The 24,106-nt window shown below is 58.8% G+C and carries 16 protein-coding genes and 2 tRNA genes; 14 read left to right on the top strand and 4 right to left on the bottom strand.

From position 1 onward, the window contains the following. Positions 1-194: 194 nt before the first annotated feature. A complete protein-coding gene (gene rlmN / locus AB5758_RS02670; protein WP_055287295.1) occupies positions 195-1,247 on the bottom strand; it encodes a dual-specificity RNA methyltransferase RlmN in 1,053 nt (350 codons plus the stop codon). 85 nt (positions 1,248-1,332) lie between these two features. Between rlmN and AB5758_RS02665 the strand changes: the two genes are divergently transcribed. Further along, positions 1,333-2,298, top strand: coding sequence for a D-alanine--D-alanine ligase family protein (locus tag AB5758_RS02665; protein WP_215673724.1), 966 nt, complete (start codon positions 1,333-1,335; stop codon positions 2,296-2,298). Beyond that, entirely contained in the window at positions 2,292-5,186 is a 2,895-nt protein-coding gene (locus AB5758_RS02660; protein WP_055287291.1) for a helicase C-terminal domain-containing protein, read from the top strand. The genes AB5758_RS02665 and AB5758_RS02660 overlap by 7 nt, the downstream gene beginning before the upstream one ends. On the opposite strand, the gene AB5758_RS02655 is transcribed toward AB5758_RS02660, so the two are convergent. After that, positions 5,183-6,100 (bottom strand): helix-turn-helix transcriptional regulator, encoded by a 918-nt coding sequence (locus tag AB5758_RS02655; protein ID WP_368141526.1) that lies wholly within the window; start codon positions 6,098-6,100, stop codon positions 5,183-5,185. The genes AB5758_RS02660 and AB5758_RS02655 overlap by 4 nt on opposite strands. Further along, positions 6,087-7,109, bottom strand: a complete 1,023-nt coding sequence (locus AB5758_RS02650) for a helix-turn-helix transcriptional regulator (RefSeq protein WP_368141525.1) — start codon at positions 7,107-7,109, stop codon at positions 6,087-6,089. Before AB5758_RS02650 ends, AB5758_RS02655 begins: the two co-directional genes overlap by 14 nt. 198 nt (positions 7,110-7,307) lie before the next feature. Between AB5758_RS02650 and AB5758_RS02645 the strand changes: the two genes are divergently transcribed. Next, complete coding sequence (locus tag AB5758_RS02645; RefSeq protein WP_368141524.1) at positions 7,308-10,454, top strand: hypothetical protein; 3,147 nt, start codon at positions 7,308-7,310, stop codon at positions 10,452-10,454. Positions 10,455-10,475: 21 nt separating this feature from the next. After that, a complete protein-coding gene (locus tag AB5758_RS02640; RefSeq protein WP_022094153.1) occupies positions 10,476-10,694 on the top strand; it encodes a hypothetical protein in 219 nt (72 codons plus the stop codon). A 66-nt stretch (positions 10,695-10,760) separates the two neighbouring features. On the opposite strand, the gene AB5758_RS02635 is transcribed toward AB5758_RS02640, so the two are convergent. Then, positions 10,761-14,192: a SpaA isopeptide-forming pilin-related protein gene (locus tag AB5758_RS02635; RefSeq protein WP_368141523.1), complete on the bottom strand. Its 3,432-nt coding sequence runs from the start codon at positions 14,190-14,192 to the stop codon at positions 10,761-10,763. Positions 14,193-14,489: 297 nt separating this feature from the next. Between AB5758_RS02635 and AB5758_RS02630 the strand changes: the two genes are divergently transcribed. The 10 genes from AB5758_RS02630 (at position 14,490) to AB5758_RS02585 (ending at position 23,439) form a co-directional block, all read left to right on the top strand. Continuing rightward, positions 14,490-14,564, top strand: a tRNA-Gly gene (locus AB5758_RS02630). Between the two features lie 425 nt (positions 14,565-14,989). After that, positions 14,990-16,336 carry an adenylosuccinate lyase gene (purB, locus tag AB5758_RS02625; protein ID WP_055251306.1) on the top strand — a complete coding sequence of 449 codons (1,347 nt, stop codon included), beginning with the start codon at positions 14,990-14,992 and terminating at the stop codon, positions 16,334-16,336. A 128-nt stretch (positions 16,337-16,464) separates the two neighbouring features. After that, positions 16,465-16,728, top strand: a complete 264-nt coding sequence (locus AB5758_RS02620) for a TIGR03905 family TSCPD domain-containing protein (protein ID WP_006236206.1) — start codon at positions 16,465-16,467, stop codon at positions 16,726-16,728. Beyond that, positions 16,728-17,939 (top strand): twin-arginine translocation signal domain-containing protein, encoded by a 1,212-nt coding sequence (locus AB5758_RS02615; RefSeq protein ID WP_055310311.1) that lies wholly within the window; start codon positions 16,728-16,730, stop codon positions 17,937-17,939. The genes AB5758_RS02620 and AB5758_RS02615 overlap by 1 nt, the downstream gene beginning before the upstream one ends. Positions 17,940-18,092: 153 nt before the next feature. Beyond that, positions 18,093-18,815 (top strand): response regulator, encoded by a 723-nt coding sequence (locus AB5758_RS02610; RefSeq protein ID WP_006236208.1) that lies wholly within the window; start codon positions 18,093-18,095, stop codon positions 18,813-18,815. Between the two features lie 11 nt (positions 18,816-18,826). Next, on the top strand, positions 18,827-20,392 hold the full coding sequence (locus AB5758_RS02605; protein WP_368141522.1) for a sensor histidine kinase: 1,566 nt from the start codon (positions 18,827-18,829) through the stop codon (positions 20,390-20,392). Between the two features lie 118 nt (positions 20,393-20,510). Then, a complete protein-coding gene (locus tag AB5758_RS02600; RefSeq protein WP_117743382.1) occupies positions 20,511-21,389 on the top strand; it encodes a phosphoribosylaminoimidazolesuccinocarboxamide synthase in 879 nt (292 codons plus the stop codon). Further along, positions 21,390-21,965, top strand: coding sequence for a hypothetical protein (locus AB5758_RS02595; protein WP_196031406.1), 576 nt, complete (start codon positions 21,390-21,392; stop codon positions 21,963-21,965). A gap of 89 nt (positions 21,966-22,054) precedes the next feature. Next, on the top strand, positions 22,055-23,335 hold the full coding sequence (locus AB5758_RS02590; RefSeq protein ID WP_368141521.1) for an aminopeptidase: 1,281 nt from the start codon (positions 22,055-22,057) through the stop codon (positions 23,333-23,335). A gap of 28 nt (positions 23,336-23,363) precedes the next feature. Beyond that, positions 23,364-23,439 (top strand) — tRNA-Lys (locus AB5758_RS02585). The last annotated feature ends 667 nt before the right edge of the window (positions 23,440-24,106 follow it).

Here is a 24,106-nt window from a genome sequence, read left to right as displayed (position 1 = left end):
CTAACAATTACTTAGCATATTGTGATGGGTCCTTGTCTGATTCACGAGACAAGGACCCCTTATTTTGGCCGTAAAAATGGGACCAGTAGCAGCTGATTCAAAATTAAGGTCAATAAATGAAACGACCCCGGTTGCATATCCTGCAACCGGGGTCGTTCGATGTTTCACATGAAACGTTTTGGGGTGCGACTCCCCTATGCGTTCTTCTGAACTTTGAAGCGCTGCTTCAGCTGTCCGCAAGCGGCGTCAATATCGTTACCACGGGAGTTACGAATCGTTGTCTCGATGCCACGGGACTCAAGGCGACGCTGAAGATCCTCAACCTTATGAATCGGCGACGGCTTGAGCGGGCTACCCTCGATGTCGTTAAGCTGAATGAGGTTAACGTGGCACAGCGTTCCCTCGCAGAAGTCGCAAAGCGCCTGCATTTCCGGATTCGTATCGTTGACGCCTTCGATCATGGCATACTCATAGGTTGGGCGGCGGCCGGTCTTCTCGGTGTAGAGCTGAAGCGCTTCGTGAAGGCGAAGCAGCGTGTACTTCTTAACACCGGGCATGAGCTTATTGCGCGTCGACTGGATGGCGGAATGCAGTGAAACAGCAAGCGTGAACTGCTCGGGGATGTCGGCAAATTTGCGAATACCGGGAATAACGCCACTGGTAGAGACGGTGAGGTGACGAGCGCCGATACCGATGCCATCGGGGTCGTTGAGGATTCGCAGCGCCTTGAGAACCTCGTCGTAGTTGGCAAACGGCTCGCCCTGGCCCATGAAGACAACGCTCGTGGCGCGCTCGCCAAAGTCGTTGGATACATGAAGTACCTGGTCGACGATCTCTTGAGCGGTCAGAGAGCGCTTGAGGCCGTTGAGACCGGTAGCGCAAAAGGCGCAGCCCATGCCACAGCCAGCTTGGGTGGAAACGCAGACGGAAAGCTTGTTACGACGGGGCATGCCGACAGTCTCGACGGAAACGCCGTCGTGGTACTCGAGCAAATACTTGCGAGAGCCATCTTTGGAAACCTGCTTGGTTAGTTCAGTCGGCGTGTCAAAGGCAAAAGCCTCTTTAAGCTGCTCGCGGAAAGCCTTAGGAAGGTTTGTCATATCGTCAAACGAACAAACGTTCTTCTCAAAGACCCATTCGATGAGCTGCTTCGCGCGGAAGGCTGGCTGGCCAAGTTCGGCCACGAGCTCGCGAATATCGTTTTGGCTCAAGTCGCGAATGTCCTGAGATTTAGTCCTGGGATTCATGGAAGCCTTTCGATTTTGGGGAAACGTAGAGGGTATCGCTACAATATGGTATCAGCTGCAGAAATTATAGAGGAGGAGTCTGCCCATGCCGGGTAAAAGCCTAGAGAACATGCACGTAGCGGTCTTGGCGGGCGGTCATTCCGCTGAGCGCGAGATCTCGCTCAATTCGGGAAAGAACGTCGTGGTTGCCTTGAAGGAGGCCGGCTACACTTCGGTGGAGCTGCTCGACACGGCTGCTGATGACTTTATGGTAACCATGGCAACCGGCGGCTTTGACGTGGCGTTTATCGCCATGCACGGTGCCGGCGGCGAGGATGGCGCCATGCAAGGCGCCATGGAGACCCTGGGTATCCCCTACACGGCTTCGGGCGTGCTTGCCAGCGCCTGCGGTGCCGACAAGGAGGTCTCTAAGCTCCTGTACGCCAAGGCGGGCATTCCCATTGCCCCCGGCCTTGCGCTCGAGGTGGGCGATGAAGTCGATATCGATCGTATCGTCGAGGTTTGTGGCGAGCGCTGCTTTGTGAAGCCGGCCGTCAACGGTTCCAGCTATGGCATTTCCCTGGTCCATGAGCCCTCCGAGCTGCCCGCGGCAATCGCCAAGGCGTTTGAGTACGGCGACAAAGTACTGGTCGAGAAGTGCATCGAGGGTACCGAGATCACCGTCGGCGTATACGGCGAAGATGACGTGCGCGCTCTGCCGATTGTCGAGATTCGTAAGCCCGAGGACTGCGAGTTCTACGATCTGGACGTGAAGTATGTCGACCCTACGGACATCCATCGTATTCCGGCGCAGATTTCACCCGAGAATTACGCTCGCGCTCAGGAGCTTGCCTGTGCTGCTCACAAGGCCCTCGGTTGCCTGGGCATCTCGCGCAGCGATTTTATCGTGAGCGAGGACGGCCCCGTCATCCTCGAGACCAATACCATTCCCGGAATGACCGATACGTCGCTGTATCCGGATGAGATTCGCCACACCGACGACATGACGTTCCCGCAGGTCTGTGACAGCCTGATCCGTATGGGCCTTCGTCGAGCGGGCATTGCATGCTAATCGAGGACGCGGTTTTGTCAGGAACGCCGCAGTTTGTCATCGACTCCTATGCCACGCTTGCCGAGCGCGCCAAAACACAGTCCTTCGGCCTTATTGAGGAAGATGTGATCGTCCTCGATACCGAGACAACGGGTCTTTCGGTGCAGGACAACGAGCTGATCGAGATCTCGGCGGCCCGCCTTTCGGGTCGCGAGGTCGTCGACCGCTTCGATACCTTCGTGCATCCCAAGCAGCTGATTCCCGCCGAGATTACCGAGCTCACGAGCATTACAAATGCCGATGTGGCAGATGCCCCGTCGGCTGTTGAGGCCGTCGCCGCTCTCGCCGATTTTGTCGGTGGTTGCCCGGTGATCGCACATAACGCCACGTTCGACCGCTCGTTTATCGAGTCGGTCAAAGGCGGCGTCAACGTGAGCGATATTTGGATCGATTCGCTGGCGCTGTCGCGCATCGCGCTTCCTCGCCTGGCCTCGCACAAGTTGTCTTTTATGGCCGATCTGTTTGGCTGTGACTCGGTATCACACCGTGCCAATGCCGACGTCGACGCCCTGTGTGGCGTATGGCGCGTGTTGCTCGTGGCGCTCACCGACTTGCCTCAGGGCCTCATGGCGCGCCTAGCCGACATGCATCCGGATGTGCCTTGGTCCTATCGTCCTATCTTCTCATTCTTGGCGGGGCAGAACCCTGGTTCTATCTTCTCTCTCAGCGCCGCTCGTGCTGACGTTCTCAAGGCCGATCGCGCCGACGATCGGGTGGACGCCGACGAACTGCCGGTACTCAAGATGCCGAGTCGTGAGGAGATTGAGGCAGACTATGCGCCAGGTGGCCTGGTCAATCGCATGTATCCCACCTACGAGCCGCGTGATGAGCAGATCGCGATGGCGCTCGAGGTCCGCGATGCGCTGGTCACGGGCACTCATCGTGTAATTGAGGCGGGCACGGGCGTCGGCAAATCGATGGCCTATCTGGTGCCTTTTGCCGAGGCAGCACGCCGTAACAACATCACGGTTGGTATTGCGACCAAATCGAACAATCTTGCCGACCAGCTCATGTACCATGAGCTGCCAAAACTTGCCGAGCAACTGGACGGTGGCCTGTCATTTTGCGCCCTCAAGGGCTATGACCACTATCCGTGCCTGCGCAAGCTTGAGCGCATGAGCCGCGGCCAGGTCGAGATTACCACCAAGCGCGATCCGGCGGACACGCTCACGGCGGTCGCGGTCATTATGGCGTACGTCTGCCAATCAGCCGATGGCGACCTCGACTCGCTCGGCATTCGGTGGCGCAGCGTCAACCGCCCCGACTTTACGACGGCCTCGCGCGAGTGTGCTCGTCGCCTCTGCCCGTTTTTCCCTGATAAATGTTTGGTCCACGGCGCTCGCCGTCGTGCAGCGCATGCCGACGTGGTGGTCACCAACCATTCCCTGCTGTTCCGCAATGTTGCGGCCGAGGGCAGGATTTTGCCTCCGATTCGTCATTGGGTAATCGACGAGGCTCATTCTATCGAGCGCGAGGCGCGCCGTCAGTGGGCGCGCGTGGTGTCGGCGGACGAATCACGCGTTCTGTTTGAGCGCCTGGGTGGCTCGAGCACCGGTGCGCTAAGCCAGGTCTCCCGTGATTTGGCAACCTCCGAGGGCTCTACGCTCTATCTGGGCCTTACTGCCAAGGCGACGTCGACGGTTGCGCGCGCGAGCATGGCAATCGCCGACGTGTTCGATGGCGTTCGCGAGCTCGGCCGCCGTGCCCGTGGGGGTTATGACAATGCCAATCTATGGATTGGCCCCGAGCTGCGCGAATCTGACGACTGGCATGATTTCTTACAGTCGGCCTACGCTGCCATCGATGCATTGGAACAAGCTGACAAGTGCGTCGACGCGCTGGTGCAAGCCGTCGCCGCCGACAAGCCCGAGGTTGTTGTCGACTTGGGCGATATCTCGCGCCGCCTGCACGAGCTGGCCGAGAACCTCAAACTCATCATCGACGGCACCGATGAACACTACGTGTATTCGCTGCAGGTCAATCGCAGGTTGCGTGCCGGCGGAGAGTCAATGACCGCAGAGCGCATCGACATTGGCGAGGCCTTGGCAACCGAGTGGCTGCCCGAGGTTCACACGGCTATCTTTGCCTCGGCGACCATGACGGTGTCCAAAAGCTTTGAACACTTTAACCACGCGGTCGGCCTCGATCGCATCGGTGCTTCAACATCCTCATCGCTGCACTTGGACTCGAGCTACGACTTTGATTCGAACATGGCTGTAGTCGTTGCGGGCGATATACCCGATCCGCGCGATCGTGAGAGCTATCTTACGGCGCTCGAGCGCGTGCTGGTCGACGCCCATCTTGCCATGGGCGGATCGGTGCTCACATTGTTTACCAATCGGCGCGACATGGAAGACCTGTACGCCCGCGTTGAGCCCAAGATGGCCCGTGCGGGTCTGGAGCTCAACTGCCAGCAGCGCAACTCATCTCCTCGTCGCCTGCGCGACCGGTTTATCAACGAGCCGACCTCGTCGCTTTTTGCTCTTAAGGCCTTCTGGGAGGGATTCGACGCCAGCGGCGAGACACTGCGCTGCGTCATCATTCCCAAGCTGCCGTTCTCGAGCCCCACGGACCCGCTCTCGTGCGAGCGCAACCTGCGCGAAGACCGCGCTTGGGCGCGCTATTCGCTGCCCGAGGCGGTGCTCGAGGTCAAGCAGGCGGCCGGCCGCCTTATCCGCTCGTCGACCGATTGCGGCGTGCTGATTCTGGCCGACCCGCGCCTGGTGACGAAGGGCTACGGAAAGAAGTTCTTAACGTCGCTGCCCACGAGCTCCTACCAGCGCATCGAATCGGCGCAGATCGGGCACTATCTGCAACTGTGGCGCGCACGCCACGAGCGGCGGCGCTAAAGCGGACAGACGAGGGTTTTTGCCATATCGCACAGGCGCTTTGACAGGGCGGGGTCATCCAAGATGCGGATGGCTCCGCCCGCTGCGATTACCTGGCTCAGTAGCCAACGCTCGGAGCCGTAATGCACGGTTACCGTTGCCATGTCTGCCCCGCCGCGCTCGATTAGGGTGATGCCGGCCCAGTCCAGATGCTCCGCCATATCGAATGGCATCAAGAGCTTTGCGCTGCGCTGCGTCCGGGCAAGGGAATCGTGGAGGGATGCGACGTCCGGTGTGTGAGGCACGACGGAGTCTTCCGTCAAGGCGAGTCCCTCGATTTTATCCATGCGATAGGTGCGCTGCTCATCGACTGTGATGTCCCAGGCAATCAGGTATGTTTGGTCGCCGTTTGCCGTAATGCGCAAGGGGTCGACCAGACGCTCGCGTGGCCGTGCATCGTCCATCGAGCGATATGAGATGCGGCAGCGAACGCCGTCCTGAATGGCGCAGCTCAGCTGCTGCCAGTGCGACCCGTGGTTGACGGTGTCAAAGACGCGCTGGTTATAGCCGAGCTCTTCGGGTAGAAGGGCATGTCGAATCCGGGCTGCCGTCTGCGGCTCGATCCCCAACGATTCAAGTTCGTGGTTGAGCACAGCGCCCTCGGCGGCACTCAGGCGCAACGGTAGCACACGCCCGGCGTCACCGGTGAGGATCACACGCTCGCCGTGGCATTCGCAGATGATGCGCGCACCAGATTCTCGGTCCGCGAGCGTCGAGACGATCTCGAGAATCTCGTCGAGCGATACTCCCGTGATGTCAAAGCGGCTGCAAATCTCGGTTCGTGTCATGCCGCTCTCGCCGGCGGCGTAGAGGGCCTCCATGATGTCGATGGCGCGCGAGAGTCTCTGCTCGCTGGTGAGTTTACGCACGGGCATGCTCGTGCACCGTCCTTTCAATGAGGTGGTTCCACGCCTGTTTGAGCGATTTGGGGGCCACGGGCCTCATGCCGTCCATGGCGTGGGCCATGCAAAATGAGGCGCCGGCTTCAAGATCGCGCACGTCAACGGTCCAGGTCCATCCCACATCGGTGTGTACGAGCTCACCTCGCCCACGCGTGAGACCGTTGATCATATCGATCTGCGTCTGAGGGGCGAATGAGAACGTGGCTGCAACGGGCGGTCGGTCGGCAAAATCGAATTCAAAGAACAGGTAGTCGCTGAGGTTGAAGTCCGCGGGGATGACGTAGGCCTTCGAAGGACGCCAAGCGCGAACGATACGGTCGCAGCGGAATGTCCTGATGTCGTCGGTGACGTTGTCGAGGCCGCAGAAGTAAGCCACGCCCTCGCGCTCGAACACGCCGTAGACGCAGACGGTACGTTCTCTCTGCTCGCCGCGTCCGTTCTGATATAAAAATCGCAGCGCGCATCGCTCGGCAAAGGCGCTCCAAACCGCATCGACGGTGGGAGAGCGGCTGATCGGCGCCTCGTCTACCGTCGTCCTGCCGGTGAGATAGGCAATCTTGGAGCGAATATCGGCAAGCGGTGCGGCAAAAGTGGATGAGCCGGCCGCTAGTGTCTGGTCGATGGCGTTGAGCAGGATATCGGCGTCGTCTGCGGTAATGAGGCCGCCTGCCGCAAACGTGTGCTCGCGGTCGATTGTCCACGAGCTTTCCTCGGTCTCCTGCGCGCCGGTGGGGCGAACCTCCTTGATTAAGATGCCGCGTTCGAGCAGCTTGTCACGATCGCGTCGAAACTTGCGCTTATCCGAGTCGATATTGCCCGAGCCATATCCCAGGTCAGAATCCAAGACGATCTGCTCGGTCGTCAGCGGTTCGGGGGAGCTATTGAGCACAAAGAAAAGATTGAGGATGCGCTGAGCCGTTTTATCGAAACTGGGCTCCGAATTTCCCTTTTTAATTGTCTCGGTCGTGTCGCTTGCCGTCATAGAGTCCTCGCATGAGAAGGTGGTTTGCTGCCATGATTTTAGTCCGATATGGAGATTAGGCTATATCCTTGTCCGCTCGGGGCGTTAAGATGGCCCGAATTCGGTCGTTTGCGCTCGCTCGGGGTATACTTTCGACTATATACGGTTCTAATGTGCATGCATTGGGCCTATTTGTCGGATTATGGATGTGGAGCGCACATGGCGAACACCCAGAACTATATTAACCACCTGCTGCAGAACACCGGCATTACGCCGGCATGCAGCGAAGAAGAGCGCTTGGCTGCCGAAGATATCGCTCAGATCTTCCGCAACCACGGCTTTGACCCCGAGGTTCAGGAGTTCAATGCCCCGGCGCCCAGTAGGTTGGCATTTGCCGTTACCGGTATTCTTGCGTTTGCCGGCGCCCTGCTGATGGGCATCGGCGGCGGTATCGGCTTGGTCGGCACCTTGCTGGCCATTGTCGGCGCCGTTCTTTACGTGCTCGAGCGCACGGGCCACCCCGTGGTTTCGCGCCTGGGCAAGACGGGCGTGAGCCAAAATGTCATCGCCTACCACAAGGCCTCGGGCCCGCTCGCGTCCCCGCGTAACCGCCCGGTGGTCGTTGTCGCACACTACGACTCTCCCCGTGCTGAGCTGCTCGCCCGCGAGCCTTATGCTTCGTATCGTGCACTCATCGCCAAGCTGTTGCCCGTTGCCACGGTTGCCCCCGCTGCCGTTGCCATCCTGCGTATTCTGCCGCTCCCCGGCGCGCTCAAGGTTCTGCTGTGGATTGTCGCGATCCTCGCTTCCCTCGTTGCACTTGCCAACGCGGCAAACATCATCTTTAACCGCCATATTCTTCCCTATACGTCCGGCGCGGTGTGCAACAAGTCCTCTGTCGCCGCTATGCTCGGCGTTATGGACAACGTTGCTCCCTTCCAGGGCGAAAACGAGTTTCCCGACGATGTTCCGTTCGATACCTATTTTGGGGAGCAGAAGCGTCGTGCCGAGGAAATGGCGCGCGCAGCGGCGGAGTATGCCGCGGCCCAGCAGCAAAACGACTACGGCAACACCATCGAGTATGAAGAGCCTACCTACGCTGAGGACGAGTTCGGGCAGCCGATTGCTCCCGACGCTCAAACCGAGCCCGAACGGGGCGAGGCTTTCGACGAGCAGATCGAGGGCTTTGAGGGTGCGTCTGCCGACGAGACGCTGATTGGCGCCATTGTGCCCGAGGATCAGAATCAGGCTGTCCAGGCCGAAGAGTTCAATGACGAGGTTTCCGCTGCCGAGCCGGTGGAGGAGCCTGTCGCGGCCGAGCCCGAGCCCGAGCTCTATCGCAATGCCGCCGGCAACATCCGCTTTGGTTCGGATGCCATCCGTGCGCTCGGAATGCTTCCCGAGTCCTGCACGCTCGATTACGAGGAGGGCGAGGAGCCGACGTTTGAGCCCGAGCCTGCCCCCGTCGTGGCTGCACCTGCGCCCGCTGTCACCGTGGATGATGAGTCTGCCGCGGTTGCCGCTGCCGTTGCCGAGCCCGAGGCGGTGTCCGCGATCGATCCCGCGGCAGGACTGGACATTTTGGCTCCCGCCGCGCCGGCGCAAGACGTTGCGGACGAGTCTGACGACGATTACGTTGAACAGCCGAGGCGCGTGTCTTACGAGAGCGATACTGATTTCTCGGCCGAGATTCCCGCGGCAACGCCCCATGCCGACATTGCATCCGCGTTCTCGTCGATTGGCGCCAGCGCTTCCAACTTCTTTAAGGGTGCGCTTGCAAAGGGCAAGAAATTTATCGACGATTTCGAGGAGAAGCGCGCTGCCGCACGCGAGGCTGCCGAGCAGGAGGCTATCGCTCAGCAGCAGGCGGCCGAGGCGGCACGTGAGCGCGCGGCGCAAGAGTTCGAGCAGAACGAGGCTATGCAGTCCGTACCCGTCGACGCTGCCGAAGCTACAACGTCTTTCGAGGCTCAGCAGCACGTCGATAGCACCATGTCGTTTGATGCCGCGCAGTTCGATTCCACGATAACGTTTGAAAAGCAAGGTACCGCGATTGCCGAGCCCCTTCCTGCTTCCGATGAGCAGGACGACGCGGCGGGCGATGGCGAGCCCATTGATGCTGCCGAAATTCAGGATGCGACCGAGGACGAGCCCGTCGAGGTCAACTCTGACGAAGAGCAGTACGCGGCAGCCGAGCAAGATGATTCGACCGAGGTCGAGCAGGAGGAAGTGTCTGCGGTTTCCGAGGCTCCCGAGACAGATGAGTCGAGGCCTTACTCCACGCAGATTTTCACCATGCCGACTCCGAGTGGTTCCGGTGCCACGGTTGCCAATGTCGCTCCCACCCAGGACGAAACGGTCGATTCCCTTATGGCCCAGATTTCCTCCCAGGCATCGCCGCGTCCGCAGATGAATGTTCCCGATCCGGCGTCGGCACCGTCGCCTGCGCCCTCCTCGTCTCCGCTGGCTTCGGTCCCCGATCCATCGCTGCCGTCGATGAAGCAGGCAAACGTTGCGTCTCGCACGTCGCTGTTCGACCTTCCCGATCCCTCTGCCCAGGTCAACGACCCCTTTGCTACTGCTCAGGGTCCCGAACCCACATCGGCACCCGTTGCGCCTCCTATGCCCGTTGCGCCGGGCGCGCAGCCGATCGAGACCATTTCAGCTCCCGCCCCGGCGGCACCCAAGTCTCGTAAGCGCGGCCTGGGTGGCCTGTTCGGTCGTAAAAAGAAAAACGAGCAGGACAGCATGAGTGACTGGCTGGGCGTCGAAGACGATTACGATGCCAAGAAGTCAGGTCGCGGTATCGGTTCGTGGGATAACTTCGAGGACGATAACGATGGCTGGAAGGGTGGCGCTACGTCTTCCGATGGCGCTTCTTCCGAAGATATGCTCTCGGCTGTCGCCTCTATGGGCGATGATGAGCTGCTCGGTCACGATATCTGGTTTGTGGCAACCGGCGCCTCGGATTGTGATGGCGCCGGCATGAAGGCCTTCTTGGCTTCGCATCGCGATAAGCTCCGCGGCGTATTCTTCATCAATCTTGAATCCGTCGGCGCCGGCAGGCTTTCGGTGGTGACGGTCGAGGGCGAACAGCAGCTGCTCAAGGGCGATCGCCGCATCATGAACCTGGTCAGCAAGGTGTGCAAGTCGTTCCATGTCGATTGTGGCGCGCTCGAGATGCCCTATGCCAAGACCGATGCCTATGCCGCGCTTGAGGCGAGCCGCCGAGCCCTCACCATCGCCGGCGTGGACGGCACGCGTCTGGCTTGCGCTCGTACCGAGGACGACCTGCCCCACAATGTCAACCCGACGAACATTGCCACGGTATCCGAGCTCGTGACCGAGGTTATCCGCCGTTCGTAGACGGAGCTCTAAGGAGTCAACGTGTTTTCGTATATTAAGCGCCATTGGCCTGTCTACGTGATTTTGACCTTGATTGCCATTGCGTTAGGATTTGGGGCTGCCTACATCGTGGGTGCAAAGGGCTCGACCCCCGCCTCCGCAATCAGCGAAGAGGTGGAGCAAGAACAGAGTACGGGTGCCGATGGGATTCCTGAGTCCGAGCAAGCAATCGTTGATGGTGGATCTTCGTCTGCAGAGTAGATACGGCGATTTACATGATTGAAAGCGGGCGAGCCAGGGGACTGTCTCGCCCGCTTTTTCATCGCGCTAGCGCTTCTTTGGGATCGACCTAAGGCGAGCGAACCATAGGGCTGCGACACCCGAGGTCAGGAGCGCGGTGATGCAAGCGGCGATGGGAGCTGATCCTGTTGCCGGTAGGTCCTGCGGTAGGGTACAGCGTTGAATGACGCTGTCCTCGTCATGTGACTCAAGTTTATCGCCGCCACCGTTGCGGCAAAGATCGACGCGCGCGCTGTTGGTGAGTGCGGTTTGGGGCGTATAAGCCGACGTTGCCTGCATGTGTACGACTGCGCCCCGAGCGTCTGTGCCAAGGATTGCTTTGGCATCGTCAAGGTCGTCGTGCTCATCTTTGAGATCATCGCGGGTCCAAGAATCCACATCGCTTCGAGTCGTAAAGTCGGCGGCTACCGCACCGTATTCAATTCGAATGCCCGTTACGACGGTATTGGACGCAAGGTCGAGTTCTTTCGCCTCGAGTGTGGTGGATTCCGTGGTCGAGACATCCGCCTTCCAGAGGTGCCAGCCGTCGTAATCGACGAGGCGGCAATCCTCACCCAGACTCTCCCTTACTTCGTCGGACTCAAGCCAAGGATTTTCGTGCCCATCGTCAAGTGTCGCGTTTGCCGGCTCATCGACGTCTGTCGAGTCCAACGGCGTCGTGCGATACCACACGTTGCACAGACCATTGAGGTCGCCGATGGCGACGGGGGTTTCGATTGAGACGAATCTCGCCGTATCGTCCTCGGCACACTCAAGATCATCGGTAATTGTGAACTCATCAACCCAGGTAGTTGAATCGTTTCGAGCGTCGATGGTATAGGAGAAAAGCCCATCCGTATTGGTTTGCATCGCGGCACGGTTTTTACCATCGCCGTTAGCCAACAGGCCCTTTTCGATAGGTTGGACAAGTTCCTGACGCTTGTCGACCTGCCCCTTGATCTCGATGGGCGCATCCTTCATCGCGACGGATTGGACTTCTCCCGTATCCTTTATTTCAAACGTTATCTCCTCGGCAAGGTCATAAGTCCGCGGAGACATCATTTCGCGCAACGAGTAGGTGCCGGGTGCAAGATGTTCGACGCGGTGTGGCTTGTCGGATGAGGTCCAGGAGTCTATTTCGGTTTTATCGGGACCATATAAGGCGAGCTGTGCGCCTTCCACTTCCTGCTCACCGCTTGCATCGACCTTGGAGATATCAACCTTGGTGTAATCGTCGGACACGTTAAGCCGTGCTTCTACAACGGGTGTTTTCTGGTCGGCATAAGTAAGGTCGACAATATGGGTTGTCTGATCGAGCAAGAAGCCTGCCGGCGCTTGAGTCTCGACAACCTCGTAGCGTGCGGTGCCAGATCCCAGTGGGAGGTTGCCCGCGCGTGCTTCTCCAGTTTCATCCGTCGTGACGGTCGCGACAGTCTCACCGTCGAGCGCGGCAATGCTACCGTCGGGGCGCACGATATCACCCGAGGCACGGATCTCAAAGACGGCGCCCGCGAGGCTGCTGCCGTCTATGGCATCGGTTTTAACGATCCTGATGTTTCCGGTCGCGGCGTGGTCATAATACGAGGCGATTGCAACGGGCGTTAGGTTCATGTCGGCGGGTATGTTTACCTCGATCTCTTCGCCGACAAGATAGGGCTCTTTGGCCGAGGTTTCGCGTACATAATAGGTGCCCGGCACGAGCGATTCGGGCAGTGTGACGGTCCCGGTCGCGTCAGTCGTAAAGGTGTCCATTACGTTATGTGCTGGATACCAGCAAGTTTGTGAGACAGGTTCGTGATTGCTGTCGAGGAGTTGGAAGGTGAATCCGGCTAGGGGAACAGAAGCGCCTGTTTGGGCATCGCGTTTTACAATCTGGAGATGCGTCGACAGAGCGTGGTTGTCCACGATATATTGAAGCTCGGCGCCGTCGGAAATCTGATTGGCCCCGACGGTCCATTCCCCTGCACGTTTAAAACCCTCGGGGACGGTTTCCGGAACCTCGCGAACCGTGTAGCCGGCACGGTCGTATGGGACGGCTCCGTGGACACCGGCGGGTCGCTTGCCTGTGCCGAACCATGCTTCGGGCTGATCTTTGGTGGAGGCAAAGCCATAGATGTTTGTGATCAGTGTGCCAACAACCTGCTGAGAGCTGTTGCTGACAACCTCAAAGACAACACCACCCGCCGGCTGCTCCAGGCCGGATTGGTCGCTATTGCCGTAATCCTTGAATTTGGAAATCTCAAGGTTAAACGCAATGGGGATATCGGAAACGCGAGATTCGATCTCGACCACGCCTGAATCGCCGAGCTGGTCGGCTCCAACGGTATAGGTCCAGCTGTCGTTGGATGGCAGGTAGCCCTCGGGGGCTTTTGATTCGTAGATGGTAAAGGTTCCTAAGGGGACATCGGCGAGGGCGGCCCGACCGCTTTCGTCGGTCGTGAGGATTTGTGCCCATCCAGGGGTTGATTGCGACACACACGTGAACTCTGCTCCTGCGAGTGAAGATCCCACCTGGGGGCCGGCATTCGTCGCGGCATCGAGTTTTACGATACGCAGGTTGATGGTGCCGGGCTGTTCATCAATGGCGACCCGCCCGCCGTCATTCCCCGTGGTAAAGGCAATACGATCGTGGCGGGGGACATAGCCGGCCGGCGCCTTCGTTTCAACTAGGTAGTATGCCGTGTTGGGCAGAAGTGTTGCTTGCGCTCGACCGTTGCTGTCCATCTTGATGGTGCCGACACGCGCGCCGCTGGCGCTCTCAAAAATATCGAATGTTGCCCCGGTAAACTGATAGGTATTGTTTCCGCTGGTAATAACGGTGTTAGCAGACTGCTTTTGGAAGGAAACAGAGACCGCCGGCAGTACATAGAGCATGTCTTGACGTTTGCTGCCGCCCGATACGGCCCCTAGATAGCGTCGCGCGCGGTGCGGAGCGGCTTTGATGCTTCCTGATTTTGCGCTGTCGTGGAGCCACCGCGCAGCCGCCACGACTTCATTGTCGGCGGTAAAGTGTCCGCTCTTGGTTTTACCCTGAGCGGTCGTGTAGGAGTAGGTGCCGTCGACATGGGTAGTGCCGTTGAGCATCCATACGGCAAGCTGGGTGGCGGCGCGGGCGCGATCGGGTGAAAGATGGTAACCGCCAAACGACGTGGTGGTGGGATATCCGTGACAAACGATTGCCGCGAACTCGTCGTCGAGCCACACCCAGCCTTGATCAAAGTTGAGCCATGGGCCACCCGGTTTGGTGGGGCCGGGGCGCTCCTGGTTCATGCAGTAGGCAATCGAGGCGTCTTGAGCTTCATACTTGCCGATGAAGAAGGGCCCACAATCATCGCTAATAGTGCGGAAGCCGAGCTGGCCGTAGCCATCGACGGCAAATGCGGCTCCCGGTGCCAGGCAGCCGAAAAGCAGGAAGAGGAGCAGGAGCAGCGGACCTGTTGCGATTGCGCTGTGGACAGAGTGCGTGGGTGCGTTGGACATGGCTGCTCCTTATCCCTCGTGCGCCGCACGGGGAGGCTGCGACGCGTAGGATGAGGCTACCCCCGAGGTTCATGCGGGTAAGTACCGGAGCCTGACCAAAAGCTTGCCCAATTCCTGACAAATTGAGCTCAAATACAACAATCAAGCAAAAGCGCAGGTAGAAGATAAGGAGAACAGGAAGTCAAAGGTCCTCGTCTCCACAATTGACGCGATTTTCAAACGAATCTCCACAGCTAAAACAAGCATCGCCACCCTTGTATCGAACAAGACAACCGCGTTATACTATCCCCCACATATGCGGGCATCGCCAAGTGGTAAGGCATCAGCTTCCCAAGCTGACACTCGCGGGTTCGAGTCCCGTTGCCCGCTCCAGCTAGAAGCACAAGCACGGCACCATTACGGTGCCGTGCTTTTTTCAATAAAGCGCCGGGACTCGAACCCGACAGGGTGCGAGCGCTAAGCAAACGCGAAGCGTTTGTAGCGAGCAGGCGAAGGCGCCGACAGGCGCCTGAAGCCGGTGCGTATTTGCGAAGCAAATACGCAGACGTCCCGTTGCCCGCTCTACCGGGCACGGGAGACATGGGGACGGCTAATTCAACAAAGTCTTCCCCTTCGGCTTCGTGAAGCTGAGGGGCTCGCCTGAAGCCGGTGCGTATTTGCGAAGCAAATGCGCGGACGTCCTCATGGTCGCTCCAATTCCAAAATGTTAGGTTAATGCCTGCTGCCCATACTTGCACCTGCGCACGGTACAATGGTTGGGTTACGACCAACGTGCCAATAACCAAAAAGGAGCCGCTATGATCGATCGCTATACCCGCCCGGAGATGGGACACATCTTCTCCCTCGAGAACAAGTACGCCATTTGGCAGGAGATCGAGGTCTTGGCCTGCGAGGCCCAGGCGGAGCTCGGCAAGATCGGTATTTCCAAAGACGAGGCCCAGTGGATCCGCGACCATGCCAACTTTGAGAAGGCGAAGGTCGATGAGATCGAGGAAGTCACGCGCCACGACGTCATTGCCTTTCTGACCAACATGAAGGAATACATCGATGCCGATGTTCCCGAGGGCGACCCCAAGCCCAGCCGCTGGGTTCACTATGGCATGACCAGCTCCGATCTGGGCGACACGGCCCTGTGCTACCAGCTCACCCAGGCCTGCGACCTGATCATCGAGGACGTCAAGAAGCTCGGCGAGATTTGCAAGCGTCGCGCCTTTGAGGAGCGCAACACGCTCTGTGCCGGCCGCACTCATGGCATCCACGCCGAGCCGATGACCTTCGGCATGAAGTTTGGCTCTTGGGCCTGGGAGCTCAAGCGCGATCTGGATCGTCTTGAGGACGCCCGCAAGAATGTTGCCTTCGGTGCCATCTCGGGCGCTGTCGGCACGTACAGCTCCATCGAGCCGTTTGTCGAGGAGTACGTCTGCGAGCACCTGGGCCTGGTTCACGACCCGCTGTCCACGCAGGTTATCAGCCGCGACCATCACGCCTATCTCGCCGGCGTTCTCGCCACCACCGCAGCCACCTGCGAGCGCATCGCGACCGAGGTTCGCAATCTACAGAAGACCGATACGCTCGAGGCCGAGGAGCCGTTCCGTAAGGGCCAAAAGGGCAGCTCAGCCATGCCGCACAAGCGCAACCCCATCACCATGGAGAAAGTCTGCGGTCTGTCGCGCGTCGTGAAGTCCAACGCCCAGGTTGCCTTCGATAACGTCGCCCTGTGGCACGAGCGTGACATTTCGCACTCCTCTGCCGAGCGCGTCGCCCAGGCCGATAGCTTCATCGCCCTCGACCACATGTTCCAGTGCCTCATCCGCGTTATCGACGGCCTGCAGCTGTACCCTGCCCGCATGATGGCCAACCTCAATAAGACCCGCGGCCTCATCTTCTCCTCCAAGGTGCTGCTCGCCCTCGTCGACACGGGCATCACCCGCGAGGACGCGTACGCCATTGTGCAGGAGAACGCCATGGCAACTTGGCACGAGGTACAGGATTGTGTCTCCGGCCCCACCTTTAAGGAGCGTCTCGAGGCCGACCCGCGCTGCACCGTCAGTCAGGAGAAGCTCGACGAGATCTTTGATCCGTGGGACTTCCTCACCCGTATCGACACGGTCTTTGATCGTCTGGAGCAGCTGAGCTTCGAGTAGGTTCGGGCATAACGTTAGCTTTTTAGGGCGCTTTGCTGGTAATGTGTGTTGCCGGCAAAGCGCCTCGTTGCATTTAGGGAAAGACGGGGATAATAGTCGTCTCGAATAACATTCTGAGAGGGGATCGCATGATTTCGTTTGATTACAAGCCTCAGGGCGTGTGTGCTCGCAATATTCACCTTGATCTTTCCGATGACGGCAACAAGGTGATGGGCGTTGAGTTTACCGGCGGCTGCGACGGCAATCTCAAGGCTATCTCCAAGCTGGTCGAGGGCGCTCCTGCCGATCGCGTAATCGAGGTTCTCGCCGGTAATACCTGCGGTATGAAAAAGACCTCCTGCGCCGACCAGCTTACACGCGCTATCGAGGCCGCTCGCACCGAGATCGCCTAATGGGTATCGCCGATCACATCAAGAACGGAATATCGCGTCGCGGCTTTGTACTCGGTGGGGCCGCCGCGGGCGCTGCCACGGTGCTTGCCGGATGCTCGAAAAAAACGGGCACCAGCGATGATGCCGCCGGCGAGCCGCAGGTTATCAAGGACGATTCCAAGATCATCTCGATTACGGATGAGTACGAGGCAGTCGACATCGATCTTGAGCCGGCGGCGTCGTGGACGCTGCCTCTGGGTACGCTGCTGTACTACTGCGACGGCGATTACGCCGCGGCGATGATGGCGCCCGCATCGGCGCTGCACGCCAACACACTCGGTGTGCTCAACCTGGGTGATGGCTCGCTTACCACATTAATCGAGGATCCTATCGAGGGCACGGGATATGCATTCTACGATGTCCGTGCCGGCGACGGCGTATTCGCGTGGGTTGAGATGAACTTCGCCAATTCATCGTGGAAGCTCTACGCTCAAAATCTGTCGGGCGCTTCGCTCTCTGGCGACGTGGTTGAGCTCGATCGAGGTGGCAAGGACTATGATCCGCCCCTGTTTACGGCGTTCGGGTCATCGGTCATCTGGTATAAAATGCCTTCGGCAGGCGGCAATAAAACGAGTAGTGATTCGTTTTGTTATCGTCGCTCGCTTGATGAATCCAAGGCCGAGGTAATTTGGAAATCGACGGGCCGCTTTGCATCGGCCCCGCGCGCGAGCGACGGCATTTTGACCATCTCGCCGCGTGTCCGCAACGACGAGGGCGTCTACTACGGCATAACGGCAATCGATCTGACCGACGGCAACAACACCAAGCGTGCCCAGTTGGTCCTCCCTTCGTCAGTTTCGCCTTTCGAGGCCGTATATATGGGCGATACCTTCGTGTTTTCTATCGAGGCGGCCTATAGTGGCGTGGGCAGCCTGGGCAATATGGGCACGTATATCGGTAATGAGGGAGGGCCGTACCTCTTCCTGTCACGCGAGCCGCTCGCATGTGCGGCTGGCAAGAAGAATAAATACCTTGTTAAGGTACAGGCGTCGCATTTCCTGATCGACACCTCTGCCAAGACCTATGGCTCGCTGCTGTCGCCCGACCGCGCTTTGGAGTATGGCGATTATCCAGCTACGGCGGGAAAATCGGACTCATTCCTTACGTACGCCACGGTGCGCAACAGCCAGGGTATACCAGAGACGGTCACTGCACGCCTATTCTCTCTTTAAGCTTAGAGGGGTTAAAAAGGCGCCAACAGGGGAATAAACGCGTTGTAATTGTGAGTACCGCCCGCCGAGCTGCCGCGTCATAGCGGCATCTGGCGGGCTCAGGTGCGTTAAAATGGGCTTGTTCTTAGCTAATTGAGACAGGGGGGCCGTGTTATGGCTTCAGATGCAAAAAAGATTCTGCTGGTCGAGGATGAGAAGGCAATCCGTGACGCCGTCGCTGCCTATCTCGAGCGCGAAGGCTACTGGGTTGTGGGCGTCGGCGACGGCCAGTCCGCGATCGAGGAGTTCGAGAAGCATCAGTTCGACCTGGTCGTGCTCGACCTTATGCTCCCCAAGATTCCCGGCGAGCGCGTTTGCCGCACCATTCGCGATACCTCGGATGTCCCCATCATCATGCTGACGGCTAAGGGCGAGATCGAGGACCGTATTATCGGTCTTGAGCTCGGCGCCGACGACTATCTGATTAAGCCGTTCTCGCCGCGCGAGCTCGTCGCCCGCGTTCGCGCTCTGTTCCGCCGTGCCCATCAGGCCGACGAGCCCGCCGTCGAGGTACTCGACTTCGGCGATCTGGTCATCGATATCTCGGGCCACAAGATCTTGGTCGAGGGCAAGGAAGTCGATCTGACGGCTTCCGAGTTCAAGCTGCTCACCACGCTTGCCCGCCATCCCGGCCGTGTGTATAACCGCATGGAGCTGGTCGAGAAAGTGCTCGGGTATGACTTTGAGGGCTATGAGCGCACCATCGATAGCCACGTGAAGAATCTTCGCGCCAAGCTGGGCGATGATCCCAAGAAGCCCAAGTGGCTCTACACCGTCCATGGTGTCGGCTATCGCTTCGAGGCTCCGGCCAAGACCGATAAGTCGGACGAGAAATAGGGAAATCACATATGACACCTGCGCGCTTTGAAATCGGACAAAAGCACAAGCAGGAGAGCGAGGCGGGTTCCAAGGCTAGTTGGAACACGCCTCGTTCCGATTCACGGCCAACGATGAGCTATCCCTCGCGCATGGCACTTGCTTTTGCTCTGACATCGCTCATGACGGTATTGGTGCTGGTGGGCGTTGTCTCTGTTGTGTGGGGCACGGTCTTTTCGGATTACACACGCTCCAATATCGTCGAAATCGCAAATTCCGCTGCCGAGAAGTTGGCGACCTCATATGAGGAAAACGGCTCTTGGACCGCGGGAGAACTGCGCACGGTCGCAACGTCGAGTTTGGTTTCCGACGATCTGGGCATGCAGGTCGTCAATAAAAAGGGTGTGATCGTTTATGACGATTCCTGGCCCTCGGCAAGCGCCACCGCCGATGTACGCGAAAACCAGGCTACGACCGACGACACGAGCGGCAAGAGGGCATCGCATAGCCCGGTCTCGTCTGCTCCAACCGACTCCGATAGCGTTGCTAACGTCGAGATTGTAACGTCTTCCGGCGAGCATGCCGGACAGGTAAAGCTGTGGGCCATCGGCTCCGACGCTCTGCTCACCAAGGCGGACTCTGCGTTTAGGGAGAAGACCTTTAACGCCATGGCCCTCGCCGCGGTTGTTGCAATCTGCATTTCGGTCGTTATCGGATCGCTCGTGTCGCGCATGCTCACCAAGCCGATTCATCGTATTACCAGCACCGCCAAGCAGATTCGCGATGGAGACCTGTCCGCTCGTACGGGCTTGCGCGGCGATGATGAGATCGATCAGCTGGGAGAGACCTTCGACGAGATGGCCACCTCACTCGAGAAGGACATGAAGCACGAGAAGCGCCTGACCTCTGATGTTGCCCACGAGCTGCGCACGCCGCTCATGGCCATGCTTGCAACGGTCGAGGCCATGCAAGACGGTGTGTATCCCACCGATGACGAACACCTGGAAACGGTCGCATCCGAGACGCGTCGTCTGGCCCGTCTGGTGCAGCAGATGCTCGACCTGTCGCGCATGGAAAACAGCACCGCGCCACTCAACCTGGAGCCGGTGGATATGGTGCCGTTTGTGCGTTCGATTGTGAATGGCCAGGAGCGCCTGTTTGCCGACCGTGACCTGCGTTTGCGCTTTGCAGATGAGACGCAGGGCCACGATGACGTTGTCGAGGCCGATCCCGACATGATCACGCAATGCGTCATCAACCTCATGAGTAATGCCATGCGCTATACCCCCGAGGGCGGATGGGTCGTGGTGTCGGTGCTCAGTGACCGTAAACACGTCGATATTGCGGTCTCGGACACGGGCATTGGAATCGCCAAGGAAGACCTGTCGCGCATCTTCGGTCGTTTTTGGCGTGCCGACGCCAGTCGCGCCCGCGAGGCGGGCGGTCTGGGCGTGGGCCTCGCCGTGACCAAGCAGATTGTCGAGCGTCATCATGGCTACATATCCGTGGAGTCGGAGCTTGGAAAGGGTACGACTTTTACGATTCATCTGCCTCGCGAGCACACGGCGGACGCGGCATCTACTACAATGGAGCACTAGCTTTTCGCTATTCGGTGAAGGAGGGGTTTCGTCCCTGCCGCTCCGAGTTTGCGAAAACGTGCGGGGAAGAACCCGCATTACTGTCGTATTTAGGTAAGGAGTGACTCACGTGACAACGATGGAGCGTCGTCCGGATTCCCGTGGCAAGGTTCGTGATATCTATGATGCCGGTGAAAACCTGCTGATGGTCGCCACCGACCGCATTTCTGCGTTCGACTTCATTCTTCCCGACGAGATTCCGTTTAAGGGAGAGGTGCTCAACCGCATCTCGGCATTCTGGTTCGATAAGTTTGCCGACATTGTTCCCAACCATCTCGTCTCCATCGATCCGGCGGATTTCCCCGAGGAGTTTGCCGAGTATCGTGACTACCTCGCAGGCCGCGCCATGCTGGTCAAGAAGGCCCAGACGATTCCTATCGAGTGCATCGTCCGCGGCTATCTGACCGGTTCGGGCAAGAAGACCTATGACGAGAACGGCACCGTATGCGGCATCCAGCTGCCCGAGGGTCTGACCGAGGCCTCCAAGCTTCCCGAGCCGCTGTTCACGCCGTCCACGAAGGCCGAGATCGGCGACCACGACGAGAACATTTCGTTCGAGCGTTGCTGCGAGATCGTGGGTGAGGATATCGCCGCGCAGATTCGCGACCTGTCCCTCAAGATTTACAAGGCTGCCGCCGAGTATGCAGCGACCCGTGGCATCATCATTGCCGACACCAAGTTCGAGTTCGGTGTCATCGATGGCAAGGTTACGCTGATCGACGAGTGCCTAACGCCCGACTCCAGCCGTTTCTGGCCCGCCGCCAGCTACGAGGAGGGCAAGATTCAGCCCAGCTACGACAAACAATTCGTCCGCAATTGGCTCAAAGCCAACTGGGATATGACGGGGGAGACCCCGCACCTGCCCGCCGAGGTCATCGATGGCACGTCCGAGCGCTATCGCGAGGCCTTCCAGATCATCACGGGCTCCCAGTTCACAAGCATGAAGGAGAACGCATAAGTGAGTACCCGTAGCGCCACGAACAAGCGCACGCAATCCCACGAAGTTACCGGGGTTGCGCGCAAGTCCGCCGCATCTGCTAAGCCCGCCCGCCAGGCAGCGAGCTCCGTTCGCGTCGTGCCGGCATCATCCAAGGCACGCCGCAAGGAGCTCGAGAAGGGCGAAAACCTGGAAGGTCTTTCCAAGGAGGAAAAGCGCGCCCGCAAGGCCAAACAGCGCGCCCGCGAGGATCGCATCTACACGGTGTCGAATATCCTCCTCAAGCAGGATGAGGACTACACCAAGCGCCGTCGTATCTGGTGGGCCGTGCTCGCCATCGGCATGGTACTCGTCGTGGCAATTTGGGCTTCGCTCTACTTCGCTCCCGGCGGCACGGTGTCCAGTCCTGTTCAGATGGTCGGCATCGTTTTGTCCTATGTCATCATCCTGGGTGACTTTATCTACGACTTCGTTCGTATCCGTCCCCTGCGCAACATGTACCGCACGCAGGCCGAGGGCATGTCCGAGAACAAGCTCAACGCTCTTATTGAGCGCGCGGCTGCCGAGGAGGACAAGAAGGACTCCAAGAAGAAGTAGCGTTTGTATTCATACATATCGCTAAGATATAAGGCGCGTCGTTTTAGCGGCGCGCCTTTTTACTGTTCTATAGATAGATGGAGTGGCACATGATTCGAGCTGCCCTGACGGTCGAAGAAGCTCTGGAGGGCATGAAGGCCCTGGAGCCCAAGATTAAAAACTATGCGCGCCTGGTTGTCCGCAAGGGCGTAAACGTCAAGCCCGGCCAGGAGGTTGTCGTTCAGTCTCCGGTCGAGTGCGCGCCCTTTGCCCGCGTGGTGGTCGCGGAGGCTTATGCCGCCGGCGCTGGTCACGTGACGGTCATTTGGGCCGATGATGCCGTGACGAGGCTCACGTACGAGCATGTCGATAAAAGCTATTTTGAGCAGACGCCCGAGTGGAAGCGCCTGCAGCTGGATTCCCTGGCCCAGGACGGCGCCTGCTTTATCTTTATCGAGGGTGCGGACCCTGCCGCCCTTAAGGGCATCGATCCCGCCAAGCCTGCTGCAGCTTCTAAGGCAAGGAATACGCAGTGCAAGGTCTTCCGCCGTGGACTGGACTACAACATCAACCCGTGGTGCATCGCTGGCGCTCCGGTCGTGGCATGGGCGCGCGAGGTGTTCCCGGGAGATGCCGATGAGGTTGCAATCTATAAGCTGTGGAATGCGATTCTGCACACCGCTCGTGCCGATGGCCAGGACCCGGAGAGCGACTGGGAGCTTCATGACGCGGCATTCGAAAAGAACCTGCGTTTCCTGAACGACAATCGTTTTGACCGCCTACATTACACCGCGGCAAATGGAACCGATCTGACGATTGGCATGACGAAGGGTCACGAGTGGGCCGGCGGCAAGGGTAAGACGCCCGATGGACACCCCTTCTTCCCCAACATCCCCACCGAGGAGGTCTTCACCTCGCCTGATCGTATGCGTGCCGACGGTATCGTGTATTCGGCTATGCCGCTCATTCACCACGGTAACAAGGTTGACGATTTTTGGATTAAGTTCAAGGCCGGCCGCGTAGTGGACTACGATGCCCGTGTGGGCAAGGCGACGCTTGCGAGCATTATTGACACCGATGAAGGTGCCGCTCATCTGGGCGAGGTCGCGCTCATTTCCAAGAACACTCCGATCCGCGAAAGCGGCGTTCTGTTCTATGACACGCTCTATGACGAGAACGCTAGCTGCCATCTCGCGCTAGGTGTCGGTTTCCCCGAATGCATCGAGGGTGGGTACGACATGTCCAAGGAAGAGCTCCTGGAGCATGGCGTTAACGTCTCGAGCGCGCACGTCGATTTTATGATCGGCACGGACGACATCGATATTAAGGGCATTACGCCTGATGGACGTGAAGTTGTGATTTTCCAGAACGGCCAATGGAGTTGGGAATAGTCCCAGACCGTGGTACAATGCCACCCGCGGGCCGTTAGCTCAGCTGGCAGAGCAGGGGACTTTTAATCCCAAGGTCCAGGGTTCGAACCCCTGACGGCCCACCATAGAATAGAAAGCGATCGACTCCGGTTGGTCGCTTTTTTGTTGCCAAGGCATGGGTTCGAACCCGTCGGGGCGCGGAGCTGAGTAAACGCGCGAGCGTTTGCCAGCGCAGCGCGCAAGGCGCGAAAGCGCCGCAGCGGCCGCCTGCGGAGCAGGCTGAACCCCTGACGGCCCACCATAGAATAGAAAAGCGATCGACTCCGGTTGGTCGCTTTTTTGTTGCCGGTGCACGGGTTCGAACCCGAACTTCTCTATATATAAGAACGCTTGGCGAACAAAACCTGCCTTTTACCGACGGGAAACAAATAGCTGATGCCTTTGGAGTAAAGTAGCGCTCCAGAGATGACCGATGTCTCAACACTCATAAAACAGCTGGTCATCGCCAATATCAGAAGCCAATGCTTCAGTTTTAACCCCAGTGATGCGACTGAGGGATCTATTTATTTGTGAACAAAATATGGAGTGCGTGATTCCCGCCCGCGGGGGCCCTCCGGTCTGGCAATATATCTCCTTGCCGCGCGGCCCGGTCGGACCGGATGAGCCGCGGGGCGTGCACCTTGAGAACCGGATACTGCGAGGATGGACACTTCCGAGTGTCGCATCCGGGCAGACATCGAACCATTTGAAATGGTCTAACTTGGATTTGTTTTTCGCAAGGCCGCCGAGAGG

The organism is Collinsella aerofaciens (genome assembly GCF_040926405.1).
Taxonomy (GTDB): Bacteria; Actinomycetota; Coriobacteriia; order Coriobacteriales; family Coriobacteriaceae; genus Collinsella.
This window is presented reverse-complemented; position numbering and strand designations above follow the sequence as displayed.